The sequence below is a fragment of the Streptosporangium sp. NBC_01469 genome, from assembly GCF_036227305.1.
Lineage (GTDB): Bacteria > Actinomycetota > Actinomycetes > Streptosporangiales > Streptosporangiaceae > Streptosporangium.
The window spans coordinates 7,941,913-7,956,264 of the sequence record NZ_CP109465.1 but is presented as its reverse complement, the minus strand read 5'-3'; the positions used below and the strand labels follow the sequence as shown (position 1 = coordinate 7,956,264).

12 protein-coding genes are annotated in these 14,352 nt (G+C 69.4%); 11 read left to right on the top strand and 1 reads right to left on the bottom strand.

Going from position 1 to position 14,352, the window contains the following annotated elements:
• Positions 1-184 precede the first annotated feature (184 nt).
• The 7 genes from OG587_RS34580 to OG587_RS34550 are packed head-to-tail and all read left to right on the top strand — an operon-like array spanning position 185 to position 7,063.
• Positions 185-1,333 (top strand): inositol-3-phosphate synthase, encoded by a 1,149-nt coding sequence (locus OG587_RS34580; RefSeq protein WP_329082825.1) that lies wholly within the window; start codon positions 185-187, stop codon positions 1,331-1,333.
• Complete coding sequence (locus tag OG587_RS34575; protein WP_329082823.1) at positions 1,333-2,226, top strand: SCO3242 family prenyltransferase; 894 nt, start codon at positions 1,333-1,335, stop codon at positions 2,224-2,226. The genes OG587_RS34580 and OG587_RS34575 overlap by 1 nt, the downstream gene beginning before the upstream one ends.
• Positions 2,223-3,098, top strand: coding sequence for a sugar phosphate isomerase/epimerase family protein (locus tag OG587_RS34570; RefSeq protein ID WP_329082822.1), 876 nt, complete (start codon positions 2,223-2,225; stop codon positions 3,096-3,098). Before OG587_RS34575 ends, OG587_RS34570 begins: the two co-directional genes overlap by 4 nt.
• Complete coding sequence (locus tag OG587_RS34565) at positions 3,095-3,706, top strand: EboA domain-containing protein (RefSeq protein ID WP_329082820.1); 612 nt, start codon at positions 3,095-3,097, stop codon at positions 3,704-3,706. Before OG587_RS34570 ends, OG587_RS34565 begins: the two co-directional genes overlap by 4 nt.
• Positions 3,706-4,563, top strand: coding sequence for a TatD family hydrolase (locus OG587_RS34560; RefSeq protein WP_329082818.1), 858 nt, complete (start codon positions 3,706-3,708; stop codon positions 4,561-4,563). The genes OG587_RS34565 and OG587_RS34560 overlap by 1 nt, the downstream gene beginning before the upstream one ends.
• Positions 4,563-5,690 carry a metabolite traffic protein EboE gene (eboE, locus tag OG587_RS34555; protein ID WP_329082816.1) on the top strand — a complete coding sequence of 376 codons (1,128 nt, stop codon included), beginning with the start codon at positions 4,563-4,565 and terminating at the stop codon, positions 5,688-5,690. The genes OG587_RS34560 and eboE overlap by 1 nt, the downstream gene beginning before the upstream one ends.
• Positions 5,687-7,063 (top strand): nucleotide pyrophosphatase/phosphodiesterase family protein, encoded by a 1,377-nt coding sequence (locus tag OG587_RS34550; protein WP_329082814.1) that lies wholly within the window; start codon positions 5,687-5,689, stop codon positions 7,061-7,063. The genes eboE and OG587_RS34550 overlap by 4 nt, the downstream gene beginning before the upstream one ends.
• Before the next feature lie 83 nt (positions 7,064-7,146).
• Here OG587_RS34550 and OG587_RS34545 read toward each other — a convergent pair whose 3' ends face one another.
• Positions 7,147-8,232: a Gfo/Idh/MocA family protein gene (locus tag OG587_RS34545; protein WP_329082813.1), complete on the bottom strand. Its 1,086-nt coding sequence runs from the start codon at positions 8,230-8,232 to the stop codon at positions 7,147-7,149.
• A 652-nt stretch (positions 8,233-8,884) separates the two neighbouring features.
• Here OG587_RS34545 and OG587_RS34540 point away from each other — a divergent pair.
• The 4 genes from OG587_RS34540 (at position 8,885) to asnB (ending at position 14,333) form a co-directional block, all read left to right on the top strand.
• On the top strand, positions 8,885-9,292 hold the full coding sequence (locus OG587_RS34540) for a RidA family protein (protein ID WP_329082812.1): 408 nt from the start codon (positions 8,885-8,887) through the stop codon (positions 9,290-9,292).
• 1,510 nt (positions 9,293-10,802) lie between these two features.
• Positions 10,803-11,873, top strand: a complete 1,071-nt coding sequence (locus OG587_RS34535; protein ID WP_329082809.1) for a ParB N-terminal domain-containing protein — start codon at positions 10,803-10,805, stop codon at positions 11,871-11,873.
• A 150-nt stretch (positions 11,874-12,023) separates the two neighbouring features.
• A complete protein-coding gene (locus OG587_RS34530) occupies positions 12,024-12,236 on the top strand; it encodes a hypothetical protein (protein WP_329082807.1) in 213 nt (70 codons plus the stop codon).
• A 201-nt stretch (positions 12,237-12,437) separates the two neighbouring features.
• Positions 12,438-14,333 (top strand): asparagine synthase (glutamine-hydrolyzing), encoded by a 1,896-nt coding sequence (asnB, locus tag OG587_RS34525; RefSeq protein ID WP_329082805.1) that lies wholly within the window; start codon positions 12,438-12,440, stop codon positions 14,331-14,333.
• Positions 14,334-14,352: the final 19 nt, after the last annotated feature.

Below are 14,352 nucleotides of genomic sequence, written 5' to 3'. Positions count from 1 at the left end.
GGTCGGACTACCCGGTCCGGCCCGCCGCGGGGTCGTCTCCTCCGTTTTAACGACCACGTAATACCCGCCGTGACATCCCCTCCGACCGGACGGCCGCAATGGTGATGTCATCGGCGCCGTCCGGTCTCGGCCGGGCGGATGAAAACCGTCATCCCCCAGGAGTCGACTCACCACAGGAGGCCAGATGCGTACGGGAGTGTGGCTGGTAGGAGCACGAGGGTCCGTCGCCGTCACGAGCATCATCGGAGCGCTAGCGGTGCGCGCCGGTCTCGCCCAGCCGACGGGCTGCGTGACGGAACTCCCCGAGTTCCGCGGCGCCGGACTGCCAGGTCTGGGAGACCTGGTGTTCGGCGGGCACGACATCGTGCCGACCCCGCTGGAGAAGAAGGCGGCCGCGCTGGCCGGAGCCGGGATCATACCGGCCCGGCTGCTCGAGCCCCTGCGCGACGAGCTCGCCCGGGTCGAGGAGAACCTGAGGCAGGTGCCGCTCGCCGAGAACCAGGCCGCGACCGCGGAGCTGATCGGCGCCGACATCACCGAGTTCCGGCTGCGGCACGGCCTGGAACGGGTCGTCGTCATCAACGTCTCGACCACCGAGCCGTTCCCAGCGCCCCATCCGGCCCACGCCGACCTGGAGCTGCTGGAGGCCGAGCTGGCGACCTCGCGGGACCTGCTGCCGCCCAGCGCCCTGACGGCGTACGCCGCCTTACGCGCGGGCTGTCCCTACGTGGACTTCACCCCGTCGACGGGCGCCCGGCTGCCCGCCCTGGACCGGCTCGCCGGCCTGATGGGGCTGCCGTACGGAGGCCACGACGGCAAGACCGGTGAGACGCTGGTCAAGTCGGTGCTCGCCCCGATGTTCGCCCAGCGCAACCTCCGGGTCCGCACCTGGTCGGGGATGAACCTCCTCGGCGGGGGAGACGGCGCCAACCTCGCCGATCCCGCCGCCAACGCCGCCAAGGCCGCGAGCAAGCAGCGGGTGCTGGGCGAGACGCTCGGCTACACCCCGCAGGGCGAGACCCGCATCGAATACGTGGAGGACATCGGCGACTTCAAGACCGCCTGGGACCTCGTCACCTTCGAGGGTTTCCTCGGTACGCCCATGCGCATGGAGTTCACCTGGCACGGCTGCGACTCCGCCCTCGCCGCGCCCCTGGTCCTGGACCTGGCGAGGCTCACGTCGGCGGCGCACCGCTCCGGCCGCACCGGGCCGCTGGGCGAGCTGGCCTTCTTCTTCAAGGACCCGCTCGGGGCGGTGCCGCACGCGCTGGCCGACCAGTGGCGGGTGCTCCGCGAGTTCGCCGGCACCCTCGGCGGAGAGGAACCGGTCTGATGCCGTCGCTGCGCGACCTCGCCGAGCTCGTGCGTGCCCCCGCCGCCCTGTCCGTACCCGGTGACGTCGTCGCCGGGGCCGCCGCCGGGCAGGTGCTCGGCGGCAGGACCCTCGGCCTGGCCTGCTCCTCGGTCTGCCTGTACTGGGCGGGAATGGCCGCCAACGACTGGGCCGACCGCCACCTGGACGCGGTGGAACGCCCGGAGCGGCCGATCCCGTCCGGCCGGGTGTCGCCGGACGCCGCGCTCAAGGTGGCCGCGGGTCTCACCGTCGCCGGTCTGGCGGCCGCAGGGCTCTCCGGCGGTCGCCGGGCCCTGGCGGTCGCCGTCCCGCTCGCCGCCGCCGTCTGGTCGTACGACCTGGTGGCCAAGAACACGGCGGCGGGGCCGCTGGCGATGGCGCTCTGCCGCGGCCTCGACGTGCTGCTGGGCGCGACCCCGGGCCGGAGCGTCGCGGACGCGCTGCCCTCGGCCCTCACCGTCGCCGCCCACACCTACCTGCTCACCGCGCTGTCGCGCGCCGAGGTGTCCGGCTCCGACCGCAGCCTCCCCGCGGCGACCCTGGCGGGCACCGTCGCGCTCGCCGTGGCCACCGTGCTGGGGCGCGGCGACGCCTCGCGCGAGCCGCAGACCGCGCGCGCGGCACAGGTGGTGCGGACCGTGCAGGCGGGGCTCACCGGCTGGTACGCCGCCAGGTTCGGCCTGTCCCAGGCCCAGGCGGTCGCCGAGCCGTCGGCCTCCCGGCTGCGGGCCGCCGTCGGTACCGGCATCGTCGCGCTGCCCGCCCTGCAGGGCGCGCTCGTCGCCCGCAGCGGCGCCATCCGCGAGGGCATCGCGGTCGCGGCGGCCGTCCCGCTCGGCCGGGCCCTCGCCAGGAAGGTGTCCCCCACATGAGCCCCGGCAGCACCGAAACGAGCACGGGTGCCGGGCCGAGGTTCGGCTACGGCACCAACGGGTTCGCCAACCACCGGCTGGCCGACGCGCTCCGGGTCATCGCGGACCTCGGCTACCAGGGGGTCGCCCTCACGCTCGACCACGACCACCTGGACCCGTACGAGGAGGGGGTGGCGCGCAGGGTCGCGGCCGTGGCCGACCTGCTGCGCGACCTCGGCCTCGGCGTGGTCGTCGAGACCGGGGCCCGCTACCTGCTGGACCCGTGGCGCAAGCACGCCCCCACGCTGCTGCACGACGAGCGCGAGACGCGCCTGGACTTCCTGAGCCGGGCGGTCGCGATGGGCGCCGACCTGGGAGCCGAGGCGGTGTCGTTCTGGGCGGGCGTCCGCCCGGAGACGGTCGACGAGGCCACGGCCTGGGCCAGGCTCGTCGACGGCTGCGCCCGGATCGCCGAGAAGGCCGACACCGCCGGTGTGCCGCTGGGCTTCGAGCCCGAGCCCGGCATGCTCGTCGAGACGATCGCCGGATGGCGGAAGCTCCACGCCGAACTCGGCGAACCGCCGGGGTTCGGCATCACGCTGGACATCGGCCACTGCCGCTGTCTCGAACCGGACCCGGTCCCCGACTGCGTCACGGCCGTCGCCGGCCACCTGGTCAACGTGCAGATCGACGACATGCGCCGCGGGGTGCACGAGCACCTGGAGTTCGGGGAAGGGGAGATCGACTTCCCTCCCGTGCTGCGCGCCCTGGCCGAGTGCGGCTATCGGGGCCTGGTCGCGGTCGAGCTGCCCCGCCACTCGCACGCCGCGCCGCAGGTGGCCGCCCGATCCCTGGACTTCCTGCGCGCCGCCGCCGAAGGGACGAACGCATGACACCGGAACCGAGCACCCGGACGGACAGCCTGCTGGCGGCCCTCGACCAGGAGTGGCTCGCCGCCGCCCGGGAGGGCGTCGCCGCCGAACCCGGGAGCGTCACGCGGCACTTCGCCTCCGCGGGACGGCGCGCCGGACGGGCACCGCTGCCGGACGCCCCCGGCTGGACCGCCGACGAGGCGGCCAGGGCGGTCCTCCTCGCCGCGCTGCCGCCGGACGCGGTGGCCGGGCAGGTCGCGGACCTCTACCGGTACGGCGACGCCGACGAGAAGCGCGCCGTCCTCAAGGCCCTGCCGATGCTGCCCGTCGGCGCGGAGGCGGTGCCGCTCCTGCACGACGCGATCCGCACCAACGACACCCGCCTCGTGGCCGCCGCCCTCGGCCCGTACGCCGGCCACCTCGACCAGACCATGTGGCGGCAGGCGGTGCTCAAGTGCGTGTTCATGGGCGTGCCGCTCGCCGCCGTGGACCGGCTGGAGGAGCGGGCCGACGCCGAGCTGGCCGGGATGCTCGCCGCGTTCGCCGAGGAACGCGCGGCGGCCGGGCGGCACACCCCCGACGACGCGATCGCACTGCTCGACCGTCTGACCAGCGAGAAGGAGGCCTGATGCGGATCTTCGACCCGCACATCCACATGACGTCGCGCACCACCGACGACTACGCCAGGATGGCCGCCGCCGGGGTGCTCGCCATCGTGGAGCCCGCCTTCTGGCTGGGCCAGCCCCGGACCAACCCCGGCTCGTTCACCGACTACTTCGACTCGCTGATCGGCTGGGAGCCGTACCGCGCGGGGCAGTTCGGCATCCTGCACCACGCCACCATCGCGCTGAACCCCAAGGAGGCCGGAGACCCGCGCTGCCGGCCCGTGCTCGACCTGCTCCCGCGCTACCTGGAGAAGGACCGCGTCGTCGCGGTCGGCGAGATCGGCTACGACTCGATGACCCCCGACGAGGACGACGCCTTCGAACGGCAGCTCGCGATGGCCGTCGACCACGAGCTGCCCGCGCTCGTGCACACCCCGCACCGCGACAAGGCCAAGGGCACCCAGCGCACCCTCGACGTCGTCGCCGCGTCCGGCATCGCGCCCGGACGGGTCGCCGTCGACCACCTCAACGAGGTCACCGCGGGGATCGTGCACGACTCGGGCTGCTGGATGGGCTTCTCCATCTACCCCGAGACCAAGATGTCGCCGCCCCGCATGGTGGAGATCCTGCGCGAGCACGGCCTGGAGCGGGTGCTGGTCAACTCCGCCGCCGACTGGGGCGTGTCCGACCCGCTGCTCACCCTGGAGACCGGCAGGGCGATGCTGGAGGCCGGGTTCAGCGAGGACGACGTCGACCGGGTGCTGTGGCGCAACCCCGTGGAGTTCTACGCCCAGTCGGGCCGCCTCGACCTGTCGGGCGTCGGTGCCGGGGCGGCGGAACCCACCTTCGAGGGCAGCTCCATCAAGCGCGGAGGGTCTTGATGCGGCTACGCCACCCCGGTGGACGGGCGCTGCACCTGAGCTACTGCACCAACGTGCACCCGGCCGAGGACCTCGACGGCATCGTCGAGCAGCTCGACACGTACGCGGTGCCGATCCGCGCCCGCCTCGGCACCGAGGTGCTGGGGCTCGGGCTCTGGCTGGCCGCGCCCGTCGCCGCCGCGCTCGCCGCCGACCCCGCGCTGCTGGCCGGGTTCCGCCGCGAGCTGGACGCGCGGGAGCTGGAGGTCGTGACGCTCAACGGCTTCCCCTACCGCTCGTTCCAGGACCCGGTCGTCAAGCACGCGGTCTACCACCCCGACTGGACGACTTCCGAACGGCTCACCTACACCCTCGACCTGGCGCGGATCCTCGCCGTCCTCCTGCCGGACGACGCCGCCAGGGGATCGATCTCCACGCTCCCGCTCGCCTGGCGCGACCCCTGGGACGAGGACATGTCCCACCGTGCCACGCGCAGGCTCGACGAGCTCGCCACCGGGCTCGCCGCCGTCGAGTCCGCCACCGGCCGCGTCATCCGGGTGGCGTTCGAACCCGAGCCCGGCTGCGTGGTGGAGACCACCGATCAGGCCGTGCGCGCCCTGTCCGGCGTCGACACCGACCGGCTCGGCATCTGCCTGGACCTAGCCCACCTGGCGTGCGCCTGGGAGCGGCCCGCCGACGCGCTGCGCCGGTACGCCGAGGCGGGCCTGCCCATCGTCAAGGTCCAGGTCTCCGCGGCCCTGGAGAGCGACGACCCGGAGACCCTGCGCGAGTACGTCGAGCCGCGCTTCCTGCACCAGACCCGCAACGCGGCCGGCGACGACGCCGACGACCTCGACGAGGCGTTCGAGCGGAAGCTGCCAGGACCGTGGCGGGTCCACTACCACGTACCGTTGCACGTCGCACCGGAGGCGCCGCTCGGCACCACCGTTCCGGTGCTCCGCGAGGCCCTCGCGGAGCTGGTCGGCGGCTCCGAGCCGCTCTGCGACCACTTCGACGTGGAGACCTACACCTGGGGCGTGCTGCCACCCGCGCTGCGCCCGCAGACCCCCGGCCAGCTCGCGGCCGGCATCGCCGACGAGCTGGACTTCGCCCGCGCCGAGATGCGCGACCTTGGAGTGAAAGCATGACATCGTTGCTGGTCCTCGACGTAGTGGGGCTGACCCCGAGGCTGCTGGCGCACATGCCGAGGCTGCGCGCCGTCGCCGACGGCGGTTTCCAGGCCGAACTCGGCACCGTGCTGCCCGCCGTCACCTGCTCGGCCCAGTCGACCTTCCTCACCGGCGTCGCCCCCACCGAGCACGGCGTCGTCGGCAACGGCTGGTACTTCCGCGAGCTCGGCGAGGTCTTCCTGTGGCGCCAGCACAACGCGCTGGTCGGCGGGGACAAGCTGTGGCACGCCGCCCGGCGCGAGCGGCCCGGTTTCACCGTGGCCAACGTGTGCTGGTGGTACGCGATGGGCGCCGACGTCGACTGGACGGTCACCCCCCGACCCATCTACCGGGCCGACGGGCGCAAGGACCCCGACTGCTACACCTACCCGCCGGGCCTGCACGATGAGCTCACCGGAAAGCTGGGCACCTTCCCGCTGTTCACCTACTGGGGCCCGGGGGCGGGAATCGCCTCGTCCACCTGGATCTGCCGCGCCACCGAGCAGATCATGAAGGACCACAACCCCGACCTCACCCTGGCGTACGTGCCGCACCTGGACTACGACCTGCAGAGGTTCGGCCCGTCCGACCCGCGCTCGGCCGCCGCCGCCTCCGAGCTCGACACCGTGCTGGCCCCCCTGCTGGACGCCGCCGCCGCGCGCGGGACCACCGTGGTGGCCCTGTCGGAGTACGGCATCACCGACGTCTCCCGCCCGGTCGACATCAACCGGCTGCTGCGGACCGAGGGACTGCTGGAGGTCTACACCCAGGACGGCATGGAGTATCTCGACCCCTGGACGTCCCGCGCGTTCGCCGTCGCCGACCACCAGGTGGCCCACGTCTACGTCGCCGACCCCGCCGACATCCCGGCCGTCGCCAAGCTCTGCGCCGGCCTGCCCGGGGTCGCCGAGGTGCTCGACGAGGAGGGCAAGGCGAGGAACGGGCTGGCGCACTCCCGCGCCGGAGAGCTGGTTCTCGTCTCCGAGCCCGACGCCTGGTTCACCTACTACTACTGGCTCGACGACGCCCACGCCCCCGACTTCGCCAACCTGGTGGAGATCCACCGCAAGCCGGGCTACGATCCCGCCGAGTTGCTCTTCGACCCCGCGGACCCCGGTGCCGCCAAGCGCAGGGCGGGTATGGCGCTGCTGCGCAAGAAGACCGGCATGCGCTACACGATGAACGTGGTCGGCCTCGACGCGGGCGCCCGCGCCATCCGGGGTTCGCACGGCCGACTGCCCGACAACCCCCTCGACGGCCCGGTGCTGCTCTGCTCGGACCCGTCCGTGGCCGCCGACCGGATCGCCGCCACCGAGGTCAAGGATCTGCTGCTCCGGCTCTCCCTGAGCTGAGCCGCCCCTGAACGGCGCCGCCCGCCTGTGCCTTTCACCCCCCGCCGGGCGGGCGGCGCTCTCCACCTCGCTTTTTTTCGGGCCTACCGTGCCCAGGCCTCGCGGCCGGTGGTGACACCGGTCGCGGTACGCAGTGACTCCTCGATCGCCAGGCCGATCAGATGGTCCTGGCAGCCGTCGGCCAGGGAGTAGGGCTCCGGGGCCTCACCCCGGCACCAGGACGTCATCCGGCACAGGAGCGAGACGACGGCCAGGTCGTCCTCGGAGAAGTGCGCGCCCCGGTGGTCGTTGCGGTAGACCACGCGCCCGTCGAAGCTGATGTGGTCCAGCTCGCGGCCCTCCAGGTTCAGGTCGATCCCGGTCTGGCGCCGTGTGAGCTGCGACTCCACCGGGGTCCTCGGGTCGGCCAGGCGCACCACGCGGTCGTCCACGATCTCGCCCAGCGATCCCCGGACGACGACGCGCCGGGCGCGCAGCGGGTTCCACCACTGGTTGTCGGTGAAGTCGTAGAGTCCCATCCCCTCGGCGAACTCCAGGGTGGCGATCGTGGTGGCCGCCTCCTTCGGCGTGGAGTCGCCCGTCCAGCCGTCCCTGGACAGCGGGTCGGCCAGCGGGGCGGTGAACGACCTGGCCGTCACCGTGGTCTCGCCGAAACCGGCCCCGAGCAGGTGCCGGATCAGGGACACGGCGTGGTAGAGGTGCGTCGAGGAGATCTGCACGGAGGTCACCTGCCCGATGACCCCCTCGCGGACGAGCGCCAGCCTCGCCGCGTGCCCCGGCATGTACGAGTACTGCTCGGCGACCTGCACCAAGCCGCTGGACCCGACGACCGACCACAGGTCGCGCAGCCCGTCCAGGTCGGCCGCCGGGGGCGTCTCCGCCAGCACCGGCATGCCGAGTTCCACCAGCTCCTTCGTCACCTCGGGGGTGACCGGCCACGGCACCGAGGGAATGACGAACTCGGGACGTCCGGCCGCGAGCATCTCCCCGACGGAACGGAACGTCGGCACCCCCCAGGCGGCCTCGACCTCGGCGCCGCGCTCACGCGACCTGGTCACCACGCCGGACACCGACAACCGCTCCGGCAACTGCCTGGCCAGGCGCACGAAGAACTCCGAACGCCACCCGCTGCCGACCAGACCGAAACGGCCCGCTGACTGTGAACTCATCACACTTCCTTGAAAAAGGGGTGTCCACGTCGCAACCTGGCCGGACGAGTCGTCAGGCCCCGCGCGTCACGATGTGGGTATCGAACAGGAGACTACTTGGATCGTTCACGCACCTCCGGAGCGGTTCGGTCCACCGCTCCGGCTCCGGTCTCGATGTACGCCGTGTGGGGGTTGAATTTCTCGACGCGGAAACCAGGTGAATACCAGCTTTGCCGCCAATGACGGTGTTTTCTGATCGGATGCCTTGACCTGCGGCTTCAGGATGAAACGGCGCCCTCCCCGGCGTCGCCTATCTCCGTCGCACGACTTACGAGGTCCTGAAATCGTGCGACGTCAAGAGTGTCCGGAGTCGCCTCGAGGCCTTACCCGTGATCACGAGTCTGGACCGGGGAGCGACCTTCGAGGCCGGCCTGGAGGGTGCTATGCATATGTCCGCGTGTCTCCCTATAACTTTAGTCTTGATCCCTCAACTACCCGAATGACCGAAATGACGTGCTGAGAAAACCGTGCCGATTCCGTACTCTCGCCATATGGGCAGTTCGGGGAATCGGCGGGGAGTGCGCCCCCGGTCCTTGATCCTCGACATGGCGCAACGGTGCGCAACGTTGCTATTGTTCGGCGAAGACGCGCACGACGACAACGGAGAGTGATTATGGCCATTAAGCTGTTCAATCCGGATGGGCTGCCGAAACCAGATGTATATCGGCAGCTTTCGATCGCGGAGGGATCCAGGATCGTGTTCCTGGCCGGCCAAGTGGCCCGCGATGCCGAAGGTCGTCCGGTGGGCGCCGGTGACTTCGCCGCGCAGGTGGAGCAGGCCTATCTGAACATCGGCAGGGCGATGACCGAGATCGGTGGATCGTTCGACGATGTGGCGAAGCTGACGATCTATGTCGTCGACTGGAGCCCCGAGAAGTACCCGCTGCTGGGCGAGGGGGTCGCCCGTGCCGCCGAGAAGCTGGGGGTGGACCCGGTGAAACCCATCACGCTGCTCGGTGTTTCGGCGTTGGGCGAGCCGGACATCATGGTCGAGGTTGAGGCCATCGCGGTGCTGGACTAGCCGGAGACACGACGCGTCTCGCGACTCCTCTTGCGGCGGTGCGGGCCGGTCGACGCGACAGGCCGCTGAGTCGGGCGAAGGTGCCTTCCTTCTGCCGGAGGGCGAAGTAGTCGTAGACCGTGGCCCATGGCGGGAGGTCGTGCGGCGAGTAGCGCCGGGATGCCGGCGCGGTCGGCGCACAGAGTCGCGTCCATGACGGAGCGCAGCCTTTTCAAAGGGGTAAACCGCTTCATACGTCACATGAATGGATCAAGCCCTCCCTTGGGGGCGGATCGATCGGCCGGGCGTGCGGCTCCCCGGCCGGTCCAGGCAGCCGGCGCCCGGCGCCCGTCGGCCACGGCCGCTCCAGATGGCCGCCCTTGAGCAGCGCCGCGGCCACATCGGCACGGGCCTCGCCGCGAACACGAGCGCCCGCCGGACATGTGAAGGGCTCGGACAGGTGGTGTTTGTGCCCTGTCCGTGCCCTGTGAGTGCCCTCTGCGCGCCGTTGGGAGCCGCGCGGGGCCGACATGAAGTCAGGTCTCGGCCGCGAGCACCTGCTTGAGGACGAACAGGCCGCCCGAACTCGCGGCTACCCTCTGTCAGAGGCACCGCGAGCCGAGGCGCGAAAAGCCCTCGGCAGACCGAAGGTCCTTGGCGCGGGTCATCTCGCGGCTGACGTCGACGCCGCCGCCCGCGCTCACCTCCTGCCCGCCACCTGTCCCTGTGCCTGGACCGTGCACCCCGCCGATCCCCTGCCCGGACCGTGCGCCCTGCCGATCCCCTGTGCCCGGACCGTGCGCCCTGCCGATCCCCTGCCCGGACCGTGCGCCCCGCCGATCCCCTGTGCCCGCACCGTGCGCCCCGCCGATCCTCGCCGATCCCGGTTGCCAGGGCACAGGTCACGGCGTGCACACATCGTTCACGCGGCCGGCCGACGGCAACGTCCTCGGCATCGGGAGCGCATCCGCAACCATCCGTTACGCGCCCCGCGCCGCCTCGGCGAACGTGGATTCGCGCTACTCGCCGAACGCTGGACCGTTTCGTGGCGCACTCTCCCGGCCTCAGCCGAAACCGGACGCTGGACCGCCCCGCGGACACCCTCCGGCCCCAGCCGAATCAGCGACCTCGCCTGCGCTGCCCCCGTTTCTCGCTCATTTCGCATGCGTAAACATCAGCTGAAAATCAGTGAGAAAAATTGTTTCATGGTGAATCGGTGATCGGCGATCGGTGATTTCCGTGCCGACTGCAGAGAGTAATTTTCCACGCAGTGTCATGACTATTATCGGGAACTTCCTGTCACGGCGCCGGCCACAGGAGCCTTGTCATGGCGGGGCAGATGATTCCAAAGGGGGTACTTGCGTTGCTTCGACGGTCCTGGCAATGTAGTAGGACAGTTCTCCACATCGCGTCACGAGGGGCAGGCTCGATGTCATGTAGCTTGTTGTATGTGTTCTCCGAATCGCTGCACTTATCTTGCGGTTCTTCCTGTGCTCGTCCTGTGAATGATCAGGCCGCCTGACTTGATTCCTTGATCGTCAGGAAGGAAGAATCGATGGATCCAGTTTATGCAGCCGCAAAAAAATTGATACCGCTCGACGTGGTCCACCCTGACTCATGCCATGGTGGACTTCTATCTGAGATCGTTAAAGTTCCGATAAGCCGAATCCGCGTCTCGGGTTCGCCGAGAACGACTGGCGAGAACCTACGGCACATCAGTGCACTCGCTGAGATTTCCTCCGATCTGCCGCCGATAGTGGTTCACCGAAGAACAATGACGGTCATCGATGGCGTGCATCGGCTCAGAGCCGCTGAGCGCGGCGGCGCCTCGTTCATGAGTGTCGTGTTCTTCAACGGCGATGAGCGGGAAGCCTTCGTGCTGGCGGTCCGGCTGAACAGTGGCCACGGTCTGCCGCTCTCCCTGGCCGACCGCAAGGCCGCGGCCATCCGCATGCTCACCGACTTCCCGGACTGGTCCAACCGGCGGCTGGGTGAGGTCGCGGGCCTGTCGGACAAGACGATCGCCGCGCTCCGGAGAAGGCCGGGTGCGGAAATTCCGCACCCGACCTCAGTGAGACTGGGGCGTGACGGGGTGGCCTACCCGATCGCGGCGGCCGAAGGTCGTAGTCGTGCGCTGGCTTTCCTCGAAGCGAATCCTGAGACATCGGCGCGGGAGGTGGCGCTCGCCGCGAGCATCTCGCTCACCACGGCGAAGGACGTGCGAAGACAGCTGCGCGGTGCCGAAGAGGAACAGGGGAAGGCGACGGGGCCGGACGACGGACGGACCCGGGACGGTGAGTCCGGCGGCCGCGCGGTCGAGAAACGTTCCAGCGGGGTGCGCCCGGAGCTCCCGGACCTGTCGGTCGTGGTCCAGCGGCTGCGAGCCGATCCTTCGCTCAGGTTCACCGAGGTGGGCCGAAAAATGCTGCGGATGCTGGATGTCTCGACATCACATCCGGCGGACTGGACGTCGATGGCGACGAACCTTCCGATCCACTGCGCACCGATGCTCGCGGAGCTGGCGCGGCACCAGGCCAAGGGCTGGCAGATCCTGGCGGAGTCACTGACCGAACGTGTCAATTCCCGGGACGTCGGCGCTTAACCGGATTCGACTCGCAGGTGTCCAAGCCGCCGGGCCGGAACGGCTGGTCGGTGCGGGTGCCGGCGCACCTGGCCGCGCATCGTCCAGCCGCCCGCCTGCGCCCCCCGAGCTCAATTCCGCCGAGGTCATCGGTCGCTTCCGAAACGTGCCATGACCAATTTCGTCAACCCGGATGTGACCGGCCCGCCCGGAATAATCAAACGCGGACTCAAGAAGATTCGATGCCGGCCCCACCTGATTAACGACTGCCCGGCCAAGGCCGGCCTCGCTTTCGAGTCATCCTGGCAGGCGGATCCGCTGGTTAAATCTGGGTTAAGCATTCGGTTCGCCCGATGGTGGCGTGGCCGTATTGTCGACACCTGAGCCGAGATGAGCTTTGGTGTATCCGGTATGGGATAGATGGCGCGCGAAATCGCTCGTGCCGCTCTGAATCGAGTCGAGTGCGCCCGCGCAAACAGCTGAACGGCTACGCGGACTCCTGTTCCGGCCGGTGTTACTCGGGTAGTTTCTGGAGTGAACCGTTTGCCGCCGGGGGTATTTCGAAGAATCTCGCTGCTCGAATAAATGTCGTTGCGTCGAATGCTGGGCGTGGCTCGATTGTCGGAAGGTTTAATCATGTGTGGAATAACCGGCTTCGTGGATTTCGAGTCGGATCTTCGCCTGCACCGCGCGACAATCGAGGCGATGACGGAGACGATGGCACTGCGCGGGCCCGACGACGGCGGCACGTGGATAGCGCCGCACGCGGCGCTCGGCCATCGGCGGCTCGCCGTCATCGACCCCGCCGGCGGGGCACAACCGATGGTGCGGGGCAACGCGGTCCTGGTCTACAGCGGTGAGGTGTACAACTTCCGCGAACTGCGACGTGAGCTCACGGCCAAGGGACACAGGTTCACGACGAACAGCGACACGGAGGTTGTCGCCATCGCCTATCTCGAATGGGGCGAGGACTTCGTGAACCGCCTCAACGGGATGTTCGGGTTCGCCATCTGGGACACGGAAAAGGAGCAGTTGCTGCTGGTCAGGGACCGGGTCGGCGTGAAGCCCGTCTACTACTACCCGACGAAACACGGCATCGCCTTCGGCTCCGAGCCGAAGGCGATTCTCGCCAACCCCGCGGTACCCCGGAAGGTGAACCCGGACGGGTTCAGTAGTTTCCTCATGCTCCAGGCGAACATGAGCGGGCAGACGCTGTTCGACGGGATGTACGAACTGCAGCCCGGTGAGTATCTGCGGGTGAGCAGGAACGGGATCGACAAGCGGCGTTACTGGCGGCTGGAGGCCCGGCCCCACGAAGACGACCTGGAGACGACCGTCGCGAAGGTGCGGTCGCTCATGGAGGACATCGTCGAGCGACAGCTGGTGTCCGATGTCCCGCTCGGCATGCTCCTGTCGGGAGGTGTCGACTCCAGCCTGCTCACCGCGCTCGCCGCCCAGGTGAACGGCGACGACGTCCTGCATTCGTTCTCGATCGACTTCGTGGGGTACTCGGACTCCTTCAACGCCGCCGCGGACGGGTTGCGCACCACCGATGACGGCCCGTTCATCCAGCAGGTGGTGGACTACGTCGGCTGCCTGCACAAGTCCGTGGCCGTCGACACACATGGGCTCAGCGACCGGGATGTCCGTCGCGAGGTGCTCGCGTCATGGGATCTGCCCAACCATCTCGGCGATATGGACGTCTCGCTCTATCTGCTGTTCCGCGCCGTGCGTGAGTACTGCACCGTCGCGATATCCGGCGAAGGCGCCGACGAGGTCTTCGGGGGCTACCCGTGGGTGCACGACGACAAGGTTCTCGACATTCCGATATACCCCTGGATGGCTTTCCAGGTGCTGCGGGGGACACCGGGCCCGTTCAGTCTGTTCAGCTCCGACGTGATTGAGCGGACGGGCATGATGGAGCGGCTCGGCGGCATGTACGCCGAGGGGCTGGCCGAGGTTCCCCGCCTCGACGGCGAATCACCTCGGGACGCACGCATGCGTGAGGTGAACTACCTGGACCTCACCCGGTTCATGCGGGCACTGCTCGACCGGAAAGACCGCATGAGCATGGCCCTGGGGCTTGAGGTCCGGGTCCCCTTCTGCGACCACCGGCTGATCGAGTACATGTTCAACGTTCCGTGGTCGATGAAGAGCCGGAACGGCGTCGGAAAGTGGCTGCTGCGTGAGGCCGCGGGCGATCTTCTGCCGGAGTCGGTGCTCCAGCGTCCGAAATCGGCCTTCCCGGCGACGCTCGACACCGGATACGACGAAATGCTCCGCAAGGGCCTGAAGAGCATTGTGGACAACGGAGACGACGAACCGATTCGTCCCTTCATCAACCCCGAGGCGGCACAGCAGATCATCGACGGCACCGATTCGGCCGGCGGTGGAACCTGGAACCGCCTGCGCACCGAAAGCGTGCTTCGAGCCAACGCCTGGATCAAGGAATACCAGGTGGATATGAGCCCACTGTCCTGAGCACTTCCGGACGGGCACG